The organism is Streptomyces sp. NPDC056835 (assembly GCF_042789485.1).
Classification (GTDB): Bacteria; Actinomycetota; Actinomycetes; order Streptomycetales; family Streptomycetaceae; genus Streptomyces.
The window spans coordinates 138,630-153,976 of record NZ_JBHUBB010000019.1 but is presented as its reverse complement, the minus strand read 5'-3'; the positions used below and the strand labels follow the sequence as shown (position 1 = coordinate 153,976).

The following is a 15,347-nucleotide window of genomic DNA, read 5'->3' as shown; positions in this document are numbered from 1 at the left end:
CTCCCCCGAACGACGACTCATCGGAGGCCGCTCCAACCCGGGGCCCGGTATGACATGGCTCCGCCTCCTCGCCCACTGTGGCCGGGCGAGGAGGCGGAGACGGGTCTTCGCGGATCAGTTCACACTTCTTCGCGTCACTTCTTCCCGGGGTTCGGCACGAACAGCTTGATGTCCGTGAGGCTCGCGCTGCCCTCGTACACGTTGGTGTAGAGGTCGCCGATGACGAACGAGTCCGGGTAGCCGGAATCCTTCGGCCACTGGTCGGGCCATGCGGACTTGCCGTTGAGGTCCTTGCCCTGGACGAGGGTGTTGTTGTAGCGGCCGTCGTACTCGTCGGGCTTGACGTTGTAGTGCCAGATCGGATTGTTGTCCACGATGAAGTCGCGGTGGAAGCGGAGTGTCTGCTGTCCGGCGCGGGCGAAGTTCCCGCTGGCCTCCAGCGTGTAGCCGGTCGCGTCGCGCTCGATGGCGAACGTGTAGTCCTCGTTCGGCATCAGCTCGGGCTGGAGCTCGGCCGCGGACGACAGCTGCTGCTCGGCGACACCGTTGGAACAACTGGTCATGAACCACTGCGAGTTACCGGCAAGACCGCCCTGGCCCGGGGCCCAGTTCGGCAGTCCGCTGATCCACATGTTGACCGTGTTGAAGCTGCTGTCCCTGTAGTCGTAGTACTCGTTGGTCTTCGCGTTGCAGACGCGGCCTCCGGTGCCCGTGCCGACGCGGTCGGGGTGCTGGGCGAAGGAGTCCATCAGCACCTTGCGCCGGTAGTGCCAGAAGTGGTTGTTACGGGGCGCGGGGTCGGCGAAGTCCACGATGGACAGGTAGTGGAACCCGTTGTAGCCGTACTTGCCCTCGCGGACGTCCTGCCACTCGCAGTACGGGGCGGAGGCGTCCCCCTCCCAGCCGGGGCTTCTGGAGCCCTCGCCCCACGGGTGCTGCGTCTTGCACCCGTCCTTGCTGTAACCGTTGATGCGGTTGTCGTAGTCGATGGTTCCGTTGCGCTTGCCGCCGAAGTCGAGCGTCTTGAGCTTGTACTCGACGCGGTACTGCTCGGGAAGTGACTCGGTGGGCCGGAAGATGGCGCCGCCCGTGTGGTCCGGGACATCGAGTTGGGCGACGGTGGACCTGCCCGCTGTGCCGTTGGTGATGGACGGCGGCTTCTCGATGGTGCCGTCCTTGTTCCAGTCGCGGGCGGACAGCGACGCGGTCAGCCAGCCGTCCTCGCCGACCGGGAACTCCTTCCGGTATGTGGCGAACGAGTTGAGCTGCTCGTCCCAGGCGTCACCGTAGTCGTTGTGGTACCACTCGCCGTTGTCGTCCATGACGGTGTCGAACGGATTGTCGTAGGCCTCCCTGACCCAGGGCGCCTTCCCCGGGTCGAGCTTGTCGGAGAAGTCTTCGGAGTGCAGGAGCTTCCAGTTCTGCTTCTGATGGGGCGGCTTCTTCGCGGGCGGCTTCTGTGCGGGCGGCTTCTGCGCGGGTGGCTTCTGCGCCGTGACGGACGCGGGAGCGGGTCCGCCCGAGGTCTGCGCCGCGGCGAGCAGCGGCGTGAGGGCGAGTGCGCCGCCGAGCAGCGCGGTCATCGCGTAGCGGTGTGTTCTTCGCAGCGGGAGACGAGTTCGGTGCGCGTCGGTGCGGTTCATCAGAACTCCCCGTCCGGGTCGTAGTACTTGCCGGCGTTCTCCTTGGTGACGCGTGGCGAAGGCACCACGGTGTCCTTCTCCGTCTTCTTGCCGCCGAGGATGTCGACGGCCCTGTCCAAGCCGAGACTGCCGATCTGATCGGCGTCATTGAGGCCGGTGACCAGGTAGTTCGTACCGTCCGAGATCGCCTTCAGAGCCTCGGCCTGGCCGTCGACGCCGGCCAGCACGATGTCCTTGTCTCGGCCGGCGTCCTTGATGGCGCGCTGGGCGCCCAGGCACATGGCGTCGTTCTCGCAGAACACCGCGTCGATGTCCTGGTGCGAGGCGAGCAGGCTCTCCGTCACGGTCAGTCCCCCGTCGGAACTCCAGTTGCCGAAGTCAGGGGCTTCGACGATCTTGAGTCCGGCACCGGTGAGGGCGCTCTTGACGCCGTTCGTGCGGGCCAGGCCGATGCTGTTGTCGGCGGGGCCTCCCTTGACGATCGCGACCGTGGCGGCGTCGGGCAGCCGGCCGGCCAGGAACTCGCCGTTCTGCTTGCCGATCGCCTCGTTGTCGGGGCCGATCCAGCTCGCGTAGTCGCCGGTCTTGAACTTGCGGTCGACCAGCACGGCCGGCTTGCCCGCGGCCTTGATGGCGTTGAGGACGGCGGGGGCCGATTCCAGGGGCCCGCCCGAGATGATGACCGCGTCGACGCCCTTGCTCAGCAGGTCCTCGACATTCGAGGCGAGCTTGGCCGCGTCACCTCCCGCGTCCGTGCTGCGGACCTCGACGCCCTTCTTCTTCGCCTGTGCCTTGATCGCACGGTCCATGCCGTTGAAGTAGGGCCCGCTCAAAGTGAAGTTGGCGACGCCTACCGTGTAGTCGCCGTCCCCCTTGCCGCTCGCGTTCCCGCCATCGGACGAGCAGCCCGACACGGTGGTGACGAGGACGGCCCCGGCGAGCAGTCCGGCGCATCGCATCCTGCTGTGGGCGATCATGACAGCGATCCCTTTCCCGGGGTCGTCTCTCCGGCGGCGGGGCGGAGCCGCCCCGCGCGCTGGACGAGAATGACGGCAACGATGATGAGCCCCTTGAACACCTGCTGCCAGAAGCTCTGTACGTCATAGAGATTGAGCAGATTGTTGATCAGCGCGAGCACGAGAACACCGGCGCAGGTCGCCCGTACGGTGCCCTTGCCGCCGGCCAGGCTGGCACCACCGATCACACAGGCGGCGATGGCGTCCAGTTCAAAGGCGGTGCCCACGCTGGGCTGGGCGATACCGACGCGGCTGGCGAGAATGACGCCCGCGAGTCCGGCGCAGGCGCCGCTGATGGTGTAGGCGAGCACCACATGGCGTCGTACGCCGATACCCGCGAGGCGTACGGTCTCCGCGCTGCCGCCGATCGCGGTCAGTGCCCGGCCCGCCGGGGTGCGGCCGAGGAAGACTCCGCCGAGCAGGAACACCGCGATCATGATGATCGTGGAAACCGGCACAGGACCCACCGCGGCGGAGCCCAGTTCGAAGAAGCCGGCCTTCTCCGGCGCGACCGGGGTCTCCGAGTAGACGAAGGCCAGACCGCGGATGGTGGTGAGCGCGGCGAGTGTCACGACGAACGGGGCGAGCTGGAAGCGGGCCACGAGTGCCCCGTTGACCAGCCCGAACCCGATGCCCGACGCCACTCCGATCAGCATCGCCAGCCACACGGGCAACCCGGCGGACAGGCCCGCGGCGAGAATGCCGGAGAAGGCGACCACCGAGCCGACCGAGAGGTCGATACCGCCCGTCAGGATCACGGTGAGCATGCCGTACGCAAGCAGTCCGGTGGTGACCATCTGCTTGAGCAGATTCGTCACGTTCGCCTCGGTGAGGAACGCGTCGGTGGTCGCACCGGCGATCGCGATGAAGGCGACGAGCAGCGCGGCCAGGCCCACTTCCAGGGTGATGTCGCGCCCCGCCACCCTGATCCTGGGCAGCCGCGGACCCCCGCCCGCCCCGGCGGCGCCGTTCTTCGAGAGTTGCCCGGAATCCCGTGGAGAAGCCGAGAGCTGGTCCGTCATGCGGCATGTCCGATCGCGTGGGCGAGGACGGTGTCCTCGGACGTACGGCCAGAGGGAAGCTCGGCGGCGATCCGCCCCTCGTGCATCACGAGCACGCGGTCGGTGGCGCCGAGGACCTCGGTGAGGTCGGACGAGATGAGCAGGACGGCCATTCCGTCGCGGGCGAGCTCGTCGAGCATGCGGTAGATCTCCACGCGGGTCGCCATGTCGACACCGCGGGTCGGCTCATCGAGGAGGAGCACACGGGGTGAGGTGAGCAGCCACTTCGCCAGAACGGCCTTTTGCTGGTTGCCACCGCTGAGCGCGCGTACCGGCAACCGCGGGGAATGCGCGGGCCTGATGTCGAGCCGGTCGGTCATCGCCAGGGCGTCGCGCCTGCGCCGGGCCGTGTCCAGCAGTGGTCCCCTGGTCGCGGTCTTGAGCGTGGTCAGGCCGATGTTGTCCGCCGTACTGAGGCCGAGGACCAGGCCGGTGCGCTTGCGGTCCTCCGTGACCAGGGCGAGCCCCGCCCCGATGGCTTCCTTGGGGCTGCGGAACCGGTCGGTGCGCGAGCCCTCGGCCCTGATCGTCCCCGAGGCGGCGCGCCGGGCACCGAAGACACAGTGGGCCAGCTCGCTGCGGCCCGACCCGACGAGGCCGAAGAGCCCGGTGATCTCACCGGCCCGCAGGGCGAAGGAGACATCAGCGAACTCACCCGGCCGGCTGAGCCCCTGGACCGAGAGCAGTTCCGGGCCCACGTCGGTGCGCCGGTCGGGGTACAGCTGCTGTGGACGGCGTCCCGCCATCAGGCGGATCATCTCGTTCTCGTCCGTATGACGCGGGGTGGTCTCGGCGACGACGCGGCCGTCCTTGATGACGACGATGGTGGTGGCGAGTTCGGTGACCTCGGCGAGCCGGTGCGACACGTAGACGATGACCACACCGCGCTTCTGAAGCCTTCGGATCAGGGCGAACAGGGCGTCCAGGTCCGCGCCCGCGAGCACTGCCGATGGCTCGTCGAGGACCAGCACCCTCGGCTCCCCGCTTTCGTCCACGAGGGCCTTGGCGATCTCCACCATCTGCTGGCGCGCGACGGTGAGACCGCCTGCCTTGGTCCGCGGATCGATCGCCCCGTACCCGATGTCCTCCAGGAGGACCCGGGCACGGGCGTGCGCGGCGCGCCAGTTGATGAGGCCGCCGGGCATCCGCGGATAGTGGCCCATCAACAGGTTCTCGGTGACGGACAGTTCAGGGATGAGGGTGAGTTCCTGGTGGACGGTCCTGATGCCATGGGTGTGCGCGTCATGCGGGGAGCGCAGGGCCACGATCTCCCCGTCGAGGCGCAGTTCACCGCTGCTCATACGCTCCGCGCCCGCGAGAATCTTGATGAGGGTGGACTTCCCCGCACCGTTCGCACCGACCACGGCGAGCACGTCACCGGCGCGGCCCTTGAGGTCCACGCCGTGCAGCACTTCGGTGCCGCCGTACGACTTGTACACCCCGCGCACGTCGAGAGCCGGCGGAGCGGGCGCACCGCTCACTGGAAGGCCTCCATCACGATGACCGTCTTCTGCCGGGTGAACTCCAGAGCCGTGTCGTGCAGGCCCTCGGCTGAACCGCCGGTGTCCTTGGGACCGCCGAAGGGCAGGTTCTCGGCGCGCAGCGCGGTGGATCCGTTGATCACGACGCCACCCACGTCGAGCCGGCCGGCGAGGGTGTAGGCGCGCTGGATGTCCCGGGTGAAGACGGCGGCCTGGAGTCCGTACGGGGAGGCGTTGGCCATCCGAACGGCGTCCAGGGGATCTTCGAAGCGGGCCACGGGCGCGACGGGTCCGAAGATCTCCTCGTTGAAGGCCGCGCTGTCGGTGGGCACGTCGACGAGGACGGCGGGGTCGTAGAAGGCGCCGCGGCGGGCGCCGCCCGCCACTTTGCGGGCGCCGTCCGAGACAAGGGTGCCCACAGCCTGCTCCACGCGCTGGGCGGCGGCCTGGCTGATGAGTGGGCCCACGTCGGTGCCATCGGCGAGCTGATCGCCGACGCTGAGCTTGGCGGCACCCGACAGGAGTGCGTCCACGAAGGCATCGTGCACCCCGTTTTGGACGTATACGCGCTTGACCGCGCAGCAGATCTGTCCGTTGCCGCGTGCGAGGCGTCCCAGGATCACGGCCTGCGCCGCGGCTTCCACGTCGGCGTCGTCGCAGACGATCAGGGCGTCGTTGCCACCGAGTTCGAGGTGGACCTTCTTGAGGGTGTCCGCGGCACGGCGGGCTATCTCGCGGCCGGCGAGGGTGGATCCCGTCAGGCTGATCGCGGCGGCTCCCGCCCTGGTGGCCAGTTCCTGGGAGACGTGTACCCCGCCGGTGAGCAGTTGGTGCGCGCCCTCGGGGAAGCCGGCGGCGGAGATGAGTTCCGCGATGCGGATGAGCGTGAGCGGGCACCGCACGGGCGGGTGGACGAGCACCGCGTTGCCGGCGGCGAGGGCGGCCGCCGCCTTGTGCGCGTACAGCTCGACGGGGTAGTTGAAGGGCACCAACGCCGCGACGGGGCCGAGGGGTTCGCGGATCGTGACGGCGAGGTGGCGTTCGAGGCCCGGCACCGCGTCGAGGGGAATCTGCCTCCCCAGCAGCCGGGTGGCCTCGCCCGCGAATCCCCGGAAGATCCTGATCGCGGCGCGGACCTCCTCAGTGGTCTGAAAGACCGGCTTGCCGTTCTCCGCGGCGAGCCGCCGGGCCAGCTCGTCCGCCTCTCCCTCGATCAACTCGGCTGCTTTCAGCAGGAGTTGGGCCCGTGCGTGGGCCGGTAGCGCGGCCATGGCCCGTTGACCGTTCGCCGCGGCTTCGAGTGCGGCGCCGATGCGCTCGGCCGTGAAGTCCTCGATCTCGCCGAGGACTTCGCCTGTTCCTGGATTGTGAACGGACACAGTGGTGGTGCTGGACGTCATACGTCGGCTCTCCTGTGCGATCTTGTCCGGGCAGACGAATCTCCAGAAGTCGCAGCGATGCTGACACCCACCCACTAGTTAGTCAACAGCAATGACAAAATGCCTGCCTGTCGCCTTCGGTCATTCCTGAGGGTGACGAAAACTGCATTGGCCAGGCATTCCGGGCGGTGATTTTGTCAAGTAAGTAGGTTGAAAGGTCAGCGCCTGGAGTGCCACGGTCAGCGACCGCCCAGGCCCGCCGATGTGCGTCGTGCCGTACGAACGACTCCCCCAGGACCTTCAGGCCATCCACACCGACCCCCCGCCAGGGCCCTCACGGGCACACCCGTGGCGGTTCAGGAAGTGGTTCGGGCGGTGAGCTCTGCGGTGGCGTCGGCGTAATCGACGAGGAGCCGGGCGAATTCGAGGCGTTTGGTCCGGGGCCAGTCGCGGGTGATGTGCTCGAAGGCTTGGCGGTGCTGGCTGCTGAAGCGGTCGCGCATGGCGATGCCTTCGGGGGTGAGGCGCAGCACGGTGCGGCGGCCGTCGCTCTGGGAGGCGGCCCGCACGAGGAGGCCCGCTGTGATGCAGTCGCTCACCATCCGGCTGGCGACGGAGGAGTCGACGGTCAGCTGGTAGGCGATGCCGCCGACAGTCATCTCGCCATCAGCCTCGTCGACGATGTTGATGACCTGGTTTCGGGCCATGTCCTTGCGTGTGACCGGCGGGTCGACGTCCACCAGAGCCGTGCGGCGGCGCAGCCGGGCGAACGCCGCGCCGACCGCGTCCAGCAGTGCGTCGTCCTGAGTTCCGGGTCCCCTGGTCACATGGACACCCTAGCCCCAGGTCGCTGCAAAACACAATTACGTGCAATGATGCACGTATCTGCATTCCGCAGGAGCCCGGTGGGCACCGGAAGAACCGGTGCACCGCGACGGATCGACAACGACGGGAAACAGTCATGCCCACAACGGCCATCATCAATGCGCGGGTCTTCGACGGCGACCGGACCCTGGAAGCGAGCACCGTCGTCTTCGACCACACCGGCATCCTCGCGGTCGGCGGGGACGCCCCCGCGGACGCACAGGTGGTCGACGCCGCGGGCGGGACGCTGCTGCCCGGCCTGATCGACGCCCACGTCCACACCAATGCCGAGTCCCTGGCCCTGGCGCTGCGGTTCGGGGTGACCACCGAGCTGGAGATGCAGGGCACGAACACCGCGGACAACCGCGCGCACATCACCGACAACGACGCCATGGCCGACGTACGCTCCTCCGGATTCGGCATCACCCCGCCCGGCGGCCACCCCAGCGAACTGTTCCCCGAAGGCTTCCGCCCCGGACCGCCACCCGGCGCGGAGGCCGGGTCCAAGCCGTCGGGACCGGCACCCCTGATGCCGTTCTCCACCACCCCCGAGCAGGCCGTCTCGTTCATCCCGCAACTGATCGAACGCGGCTCGGACTACATCAAGTTCATGGTCGACGACGGCTCCGTCGAGGGCCACCCGGGCCTGCCGATGCTCGACCGGGCCACCTTGAACGCAGGGGTCGCCGAAGCCAGGAAGCTGGGCAAGCTCACCGTCGCCCACGCCCTCACCATCGACGCGGCCCGGATGGCGATCGAGGCCGGCATCGACGGACTGGTCCACCTGTTCATGGACGGCCCCCACACCGACGAAATCATCACCCTGATCCAGGACTCCGGTGCCTTCGTCGTGCCCTGCGTCGTACTGAACGCCTCCATGATGGGCATCACCGGCGACCGGCTGGCCGACGACCCGCGCGTGGCCTCGCGCCTGGACGAGAACTGGTCCAAGACACTGCGCAGCAGCTTCAACCACTACCCCCAGGGCAAGATCACCGACGTGCTCGGATCCGTGCGCGCCCTGAACGACGCCGGCGTCGACCTCCTGGTCGGTACGGACGCGTCCATGCCGATGCCGTTCCTCGGCGGCCTGGCCCACGGCGCCAGCGTCCACCACGAACTCCAGTACCTCGTCCAGGCCGGCCTGCCCCCGGCCGAAGCCCTGCGCGCGGCCACCTCCACCACCGCCCGACGCTTCGGCCTGACCGACCGCGGCCGCATCACCGAAGGCCTGCGCGCCGACCTGCTCCTGGTCAACGGCGACCCCACCACCACCATCAGCGACACCCTCAACACCCACGCCGTCTGGCGCCGCGGCACCCGACTCCCCACAGCCTGAGCCAACCCGCTCACCAACCCACACCGACAACGCCGAAGGGCGCCCCCGAAGCCCCGCAGCAGCACCCGCCCGGCCACCAACCACCGCTCGAAGGTCCCAAAGCAGGCCGCGACCGCACCACGAAGTTCGGGGCATGGCAAAAGCCCCAGGTCATGGCGAGATGTCCTGGGGCTTCTACGGAGCCGCCTTCGGGATTCGAACCCGAGACCTACGCATTACGAGACCGTGAGCGTTCGTGCTGCGTGGTGCCCAGTCGTGCTGCTGAGTGACGTTCTGCCTGATCAGAGCACGTGCGGCTGGTTGATCTTTGATCACTCATATTACGTCGTCCAAAGGCGTCCGGCCACCGAGAGGCCACCACGAGCGCCACGGCCACGGGGGCTTCCAACTCCACTTACCCACCACACCCATTGTCGCAACCCTACAAACTGCGGAAATCCTGCGCCCAACGCTCCCCTACGAATCCGGCAGGGGGGTGGCATCGACAGTGACAGCAGCAGTCCCGAATCACTTCCTCACGGGTGGGGGTACTCCCCTGAACCTGCGGCGTCGCGGGCGCGGGCTCTTCTGCCGCCTCATCGAGCGCCAACAGACGCTGAAGGTCGGCGGTCACTACCCGGTAGGCGTTACCCAGCTTCAGCACCTTGCACGGATACTCGCCCCGCTTCGCCAGACCGTAGCCGGTGCTTCTCCCAAGCGAAAGGATCCTATTTTCCGTCTGCAGGCTCACCGTGGGCGGCAGGGCCATCACGTACCTGCGAGTCAGGGCCGCACTGCCGATCGCCCAGGGTTCCTCAACCACCGCACCCTCCTAACGCCGCCGAGGTGACGCCGAAGCGTCCTTCGCCCTGGCTTGGTATCCAGAGTCACCAACGCGGGCAAAGTGAACCTCTCCGGCCGGCCGATTCACCCATACGAGGATTCTCAGCTAGCGGCGAGCTGTCCGCCTTCAAGCGAACTCAGCGACGAAGGTGACCTCCCCACATTCGTGAACCCTAACTTCGGAACTAATCGTCTAGGCCTGCCCGGCGCCGGAGCGCGTCGAGGTCCGCCGGGCGCGCGAAAGAGCCTGCAAATCTATGTAACCGCCGTTTTCGTCGCGCCTCCATGTTGGGTGACCCGAGGACGACACTGGATCCTCACCGCGCCACGAGTGAAAGCATCGTCCGTTGCTTTACTGGACCAGACGAATGCTTCACCTGGCTTCAGCGCGGCCATCTTCTCCGGCGTGAGGCCGGAGAGCGCCGCATTTGCCTTCTGCAAGTGCTTGAGCCACGCCGGAGACGTGAATTTGTGGAGCACCATGTGGTTGGACAACTCGATCAGAGAGATAGGCACGGAGGGGGGGTCCTGGCTGGCCACCAGGATGGACATCCCCTTGTGACGCATTTCCCGGACGCTCGCCACAAGGCCGTCAACGAGATCCGGACTGTGAATGTATTTATGGGCTTCGTCAAAGACGACCAGCTTGTTGAAGGGCTCGCCATCCTGCCTGGCATCGGCGAAGAGCTGCATCAGGACGACGAACAGGCCGAGCGCCTCATCCTTGTCGATGTACTCGTCACGCAGGTCTACAACGATCAGCCGCCCTGGCTGGACCAGGTCCTTGAGACGGACACTGTCGTCGATGTAGTCGGCAGCCAGATCCAGTCGCTGGAAGGCCAGCTGCTTCAGCGAGTCGGAAAGCGATGAATCGTCCACACCTTGCCGGATGGTCTCCAGAGTGAGGCCGTTGCGGTGAGCCTTCATGATCCGCCCGAGCTGGCGGATGTAGATGGCCTGGTTACCAATGGCTCCCATCAGGAACCGCCAGTGCGCTGCCTGAAGCTCCGAAGATCCGAACGCGAGAGGCCGCACCTCCAGGTCCGGATACTCAGCCTTCCGTTCCTCTACTTTGTCGGCCGGGGCCAGCAGCAGAACGTCAGACAGCGCGGCAGGCTCCGCGCCGTAGCGGGCGCGGAGTGCGGCAACCTGTTCCGCCTTGCTGTTGGCCCTGGTCATGCTGGTGAACTCCGGCGCGTAGTCCTGGGTGTCGCTGTAGTGGAAGACGATGCTGGCAAGCGGATGGGAGAGTTGGTTGACGCCCGGCGCGGGAAGGCTGGCCATCTCCAGGATCGAGCCAAGGGTGTAGCTCTTACCTCCTCCCTGGACACCGAACAAGCTGATGGTGTGGGTCTCGTTGAGGTCCAGAGCCACCTTTCGTCCCGCGGTCATACCGAGCAGGCCGTACTGCTGCGTCTGGTGAGACGCGCCGAGGAACACATCCGCACCCACGGGGTTGTCCCCGGCATCTACCGTCTGCTCAGCGGCACCCGGTTCAGCCCACGCGTGTTCGTTCTGCGGTGGATGTGCCAACGCAAACTCCGGTGGCGCGTCCGCCGCCGTCTCGGGCCGGGAGAGCTCCTTCGGGGCCTGCTGGGGAATCTTGTCAACGACTACAGGCAGGGCGTCCGGTGGAGCCGGCACTTGGGGCTCTGGCGTGTTGTCGACCACAGCCTGCAGGGGGGCGGGCTCGTCGGGCACCTCTCGGTTCCGCTCCTGCGGACAGAGATTCCGTGTGGCCTGACCGCGCTCGATACCGAGATCAGCGATCGAGAGCTGCTTCGGCGAGCTGTGCACCCGACCGCCGAGGTATTCGGTCTCAATGGCCTCCAGCAGCCGCTTCACCCCATCCTTCCCGACTCGGTGGAAGGTGACACCGCCGTCCGCCTCGACGTCTGTACCAGCCTGCCCCAGATCGAAGATCAGCCCTGTTCTAGCAAACTCCAGCGAGTAGCCGTGATCAAGGTGGTCCAGCAGCCAGTGCGCTTCGGCGTACCCCTTGTCGTCGAAGAGTCCGTACCGGTTCGCACGGGCGAGGTAGTAACCCAGCAGGGAGCGCAGCGTGAGGTTCTGCAACGGACGGTCGGTGCGCTCGACGACGGGGTCGAACTGCGCGGTCAGGACCCGCTGGCTGCCTTCGATCTGCTGGGCGATCTGCTTCTTCTTCGTCTCGTACGCCCCGAGGCCACCCGCCCCGGTGAAGCATTTCACCTCGATCAGCCTGCACACCACGGTCCTGCGCGCCGCGTCGAGGTCGAATAGCGCCAGGTCGGTCCGGTGCAGCCGGACCATCGCGTCACCGGCCGTGGCGCGACGCCGGTCCTCGCCGTACAGGTCGGTGTGCGCGTCGAGCGGGATCAGAATCTGGTTCCCCAGAGCGCCCTGGTATCCGAGATACAGACGCGCCAGGGCCAGGCCTAGGACTTCGCTGTGGCTGCTCTCACCAAGGGCGGCAAGCTTGAAGGCGAAGCTGCCGGACAGTTCTCGCAGCTGGTCGAAGAAGGTCGCCACATGGCGCTCCTCGATGTCCAGGTTCCGGTCCGCCAGGGCGGGGCCGATCAGGGCGCGCAGCTCGTCTACCGAGCGGGAGGAGACCACGATGTGGTGTCCCATACCGGTCTGGGACGTGGCCGAGTAGTCGATGACGTATTCGGGCCGGTCGGCACGGCCGTGGTCGAAATATTCGACGCCGAGGGTCCGGTCCACGGTGACGACCCAGTCACTAGCGTGGTGTACGTCGTGCAGCAGTGCCCGGTCGTCGGGCGACAGCCGCAGGGTGATCTGCGGCAGATACCCGGGGCGCGGCTCGCCGGACGTGGCGGCGACGACGGCGGCCGAGAGCGCCTGAGGCAGTGCCGCCAGCAGATCTCCGGTCTCCTCGGCCCCCTCCAGCGGGTCGGTCGCGCCGTGACGCGGCTGGCGGCTCCACGCCACATACTCCTCTTCCTCGGTGTAGACGCTGGACAGTTCCTGGACGAGGCCATGGGCGGCGACGCGGCCCGTGGTGGTGACGCCCGACGCGATGTCGTACTGCTCGCCTCCGAACGGATCGAACAGGATGCTGAGGTGAGCCGGGAACTCCCCGGCACGTCGGCGCAGGTCGGCCGCGTGACGTACGACGACGGCGAGTTTAGGCCGGAGCGGGTCGCCGGGCGTGGCAAACGCCTCGGCGGCTACGGACCGGGGTCCTGACCCGGGCGAGAACAGGTCGGTCAGTGCTTCGCCAACCCAGGGTTCGGTCGGGCTGTCCGAGAACAGCCTGATGGTGAAACGCAGGTGGGCCAGGTGTTTACGGCTCTGCAGCTCGGTGAGCATCGCGGCGAGCAGGTCCCCGCGGCCGGCTCCCAGGGCGTTGATGACGAGGCTGTCGACGTATGGATGAAGCCGAACGTAGCGTTCGATCCGGTCCGCGAGGTCACCGCCGGTCACCATGCCGGAGGCGGCCGCGTCGTCAGCGGCGCCGACCGACGCGGCAAGCAGGGACACCGTCCCCCGCGGGTCGGCGGTCTCGCTCGCCAGGCACACCTGCCAGTAGTCGGTGAGCTGCCCGCCCGCGAAGGTCAGTTCGCCGGTGGCCAGGGGCACGACCAGAGGGAAGCCCAGCGGGACCAGAGACGTGCTGAGGCTGTGCAGACGCTCCAGGACAGTGGCCTTGTCCTCATCAGCGAGCCGGTCGAGCCAATGGTCGGCCAGGGCGGCCTGCCCGCTCCACCAGAGCATCCGTAGCGGATGAGTCGGGGCGACGAGGACGACCCGGCGTCGGCCACCCCGTACATCGGTCAGGTCCACCTGGAGCGTGTCGGTGCGCAGCAGCAGGGCCAGTTCGGCACGGTCGCGGTCGGCACCGCCCGAGTGCGCATTCTCCAGGGCGCGGACGCACCGGTTCACCGCCCTGAGGTATGCCTCGGCGTACGCCTCGGTCTCCTTGCGCACGGTCCGAGGGTCGGTCGCTTCCACCACCAGGGGCGGGGTGTCCTCGGTGTCGTCCCGCACGGCGGCAAACAGGACCGCCCGGGCCTGGAGGTAGTTGTCGAAATCGCTGTCGGGCTCGGCCGTGACAGCGGGCGTCTCGTCGTCACCCAGCAGGGCGACTCCGGTGGCGTCGACCGTTAGGCGGGGCCCTTCGAGAGCGTACGGCCTGGCCAGCATGCGCTCTTCGGCCTCGGCCAGCGGGATGGGCAGGTCGATGGTGATGGACCCGGCCGCGCCGAACGCCGCTTTCAGAGGCCACGTCTTCGCTGTCTTGGCACCCCAGCCGATGTCACGGCAGATGACCCTTGAGGGGTCGCGGCCCTCGGCCCGGGCGGTGAAGCGCAGCTTGTTCAGCGCCTGAGCCAGGCCGGGCGCATGCTGCGCCCGCCGGACCGGAGGGTCGTCGAACTCGCCCTCGGGGACGACGTAGAAGCGGTCGCTCTCATGCGGCCGTTGCGTTCCCTCCGCGCCCACGACCGGCATGGGGTCGCCGTTGGTGTCCAGCGGGGTGATCCTGACAAAGTGCCAGCCCTCCTCCCAGTCGGCCTTGCGCCCCTTCTTCAGTTTCACACTCGATTTGTAGAGCGTCTTGGCGGTCCTGGTCACGGACACGGTCGCGGTGAAGCCGGTGGGGCTGGCGGTAGTGGTCCCGTTGTCACCGTCGGTCTCGGACTCGGCATAGATCTGTACGGCGAACCGGGCGAGCCCGGGGATGTGACGGGCGTCCGGTTCAACAGTGAAGGCCACGGGCAGCGAACTGAGCCCGCCGGGCAGCAGATACTGCGCCCCGAAGAGCCGTTCGAGGGCAGGGTGGTTGCGCAAATCGTCCTGGTTCTGGCCGGCCTTGGGCAGCACCGAGAGATCCTGGACCTCGATGCCCACCGTTTCGTCGCCGGGCGCGTTCTCCTGCGGCCACAAGTGGAAGGCGAGCGGCCAGTTCTCCTCGTCGACGGCGATGGCCCTGCACCAGCGCGACGGCTCGTCCAGGCCCACGTCCGCGGCAAACTCGACCAGGCGGCGCACGAACGCTTGGTGGGCCCGGGAGTTCTGAGGCAAGCCGAGAGCAAGGATCCGCTGGCGGTTGGTGGCCGCTGATTCCGTGAGCCGCGCCACGCTGCGGCGGTTACGGTCTGCCTTGCGGGCGACCAGCGTCATGTCGTTGAACAGCTCGAAGTCGGGGATCAGTCCGAGCAGGAAGACCGCTGCTCCCGCCGCTTGGAGGTCGAAGTCGTTCTCCCGCAGTGTCAGCAGGTAGCGGACGGCCGCCTGGCCGTTCGCCGCGGGCCAGTCCTCGGCACGGAGTCGTTCCAGGAGTTCGGTGACGGCCGGGCGCAGCGCGTCGGGTACCTCGCGCAGGAGGGATGCCTTCAGCTGCGTATGGACGTCGCTCAGGGACAGCTGCTCGAAGGTGGCGACGCCGAAGGAGTCCTCCGCGCTGGCACGCATCCCGGGTGGCACGAAGACCAGCAGCGGCGGCCGCAGTTCGCCTTCCTCGTCGGGGTTGCGGAGCTCGACCAGTTTGGTGCTGGTCACCGCGACGTCCGCGGGAAGGCGCGACTCCGCGTTGCCGAGGACGAATACCTGGGAGTCGGGAACGGTCGTACGCAGTCCCCGAACCAGCCGTGCGGCGAGCTCGGCGCCGAGGTCGCCGAGCCGCATGCAGTGTCCGGCCTCCCGGCCGCGCAGTACGGCGGCGAGCCTCGGTAGCAGCGCGTGCTCCAGGGCGTCGCGCCACTGGGCCTCGCTGATCTCGTTCAGTCCGCGTGCCAT

Annotated in this window: 8 protein-coding genes; 1 reads left to right on the top strand and 7 read right to left on the bottom strand. The window is 67.7% G+C overall.

Translation table 11 applies throughout. From position 1 onward, the window contains the following. Positions 1-134: 134 nt before the first annotated feature. From ACFRMN_RS22655 to ACFRMN_RS22630, 6 genes are all read right to left on the bottom strand, one after another. Positions 135-1,643, bottom strand: a complete 1,509-nt coding sequence (locus ACFRMN_RS22655; RefSeq protein ID WP_383022299.1) for a mucin-5B — start codon at positions 1,641-1,643, stop codon at positions 135-137. Continuing rightward, entirely contained in the window at positions 1,643-2,620 is a 978-nt protein-coding gene (locus ACFRMN_RS22650; RefSeq protein ID WP_383022298.1) for a sugar ABC transporter substrate-binding protein, read from the bottom strand. Before ACFRMN_RS22650 ends, ACFRMN_RS22655 begins: the two co-directional genes overlap by 1 nt. Next, positions 2,617-3,681 (bottom strand): ABC transporter permease, encoded by a 1,065-nt coding sequence (locus tag ACFRMN_RS22645; RefSeq protein WP_383022296.1) that lies wholly within the window; start codon positions 3,679-3,681, stop codon positions 2,617-2,619. The genes ACFRMN_RS22650 and ACFRMN_RS22645 overlap by 4 nt, the downstream gene beginning before the upstream one ends. After that, positions 3,678-5,201, bottom strand: a complete 1,524-nt coding sequence (locus ACFRMN_RS22640) for a sugar ABC transporter ATP-binding protein (protein ID WP_383022294.1) — start codon at positions 5,199-5,201, stop codon at positions 3,678-3,680. The genes ACFRMN_RS22645 and ACFRMN_RS22640 overlap by 4 nt, the downstream gene beginning before the upstream one ends. Then, positions 5,198-6,601 carry an aldehyde dehydrogenase family protein gene (locus tag ACFRMN_RS22635; RefSeq protein ID WP_383022292.1) on the bottom strand — a complete coding sequence of 468 codons (1,404 nt, stop codon included), beginning with the start codon at positions 6,599-6,601 and terminating at the stop codon, positions 5,198-5,200. Before ACFRMN_RS22635 ends, ACFRMN_RS22640 begins: the two co-directional genes overlap by 4 nt. A 335-nt stretch (positions 6,602-6,936) precedes the next feature. After that, positions 6,937-7,407, bottom strand: coding sequence for a MarR family winged helix-turn-helix transcriptional regulator (locus ACFRMN_RS22630; protein WP_383022290.1), 471 nt, complete (start codon positions 7,405-7,407; stop codon positions 6,937-6,939). A gap of 134 nt (positions 7,408-7,541) precedes the next feature. On the opposite strand from ACFRMN_RS22630, the gene ACFRMN_RS22625 reads away from it, so the two are divergent. Then, positions 7,542-8,783, top strand: a complete 1,242-nt coding sequence (locus ACFRMN_RS22625; protein WP_383022288.1) for an amidohydrolase family protein — start codon at positions 7,542-7,544, stop codon at positions 8,781-8,783. A 1,077-nt stretch (positions 8,784-9,860) separates the two neighbouring features. Here the strand turns inward: ACFRMN_RS22625 and ACFRMN_RS22620 are convergent. Continuing rightward, positions 9,861-15,347, bottom strand: a complete 5,487-nt coding sequence (locus ACFRMN_RS22620; RefSeq protein ID WP_383022286.1) for a hypothetical protein — start codon at positions 15,345-15,347, stop codon at positions 9,861-9,863.

Coding starts and splice junctions, on each gene's coding strand:
- ACFRMN_RS22655 (WP_383022299.1), bottom strand. CDS start 1,643: ATGAACCGCACCGACGCGCACCGAACTCGTCTCCCGCTGCGAAGAACA.
- ACFRMN_RS22650 (WP_383022298.1), bottom strand. CDS start 2,620: ATGATCGCCCACAGCAGGATGCGATGCGCCGGACTGCTCGCCGGGGCC.
- ACFRMN_RS22645 (WP_383022296.1), bottom strand. CDS start 3,681: ATGACGGACCAGCTCTCGGCTTCTCCACGGGATTCCGGGCAACTCTCG.
- ACFRMN_RS22635 (WP_383022292.1), bottom strand. CDS start 6,601: ATGACGTCCAGCACCACCACTGTGTCCGTTCACAATCCAGGAACAGGC.
- ACFRMN_RS22625 (WP_383022288.1), top strand. CDS start 7,542: ATGCCCACAACGGCCATCATCAATGCGCGGGTCTTCGACGGCGACCGG.
- ACFRMN_RS22620 (WP_383022286.1), bottom strand. CDS start 15,347: ATGGCACGCGGACTGAACGAGATCAGCGAGGCCCAGTGGCGCGACGCC.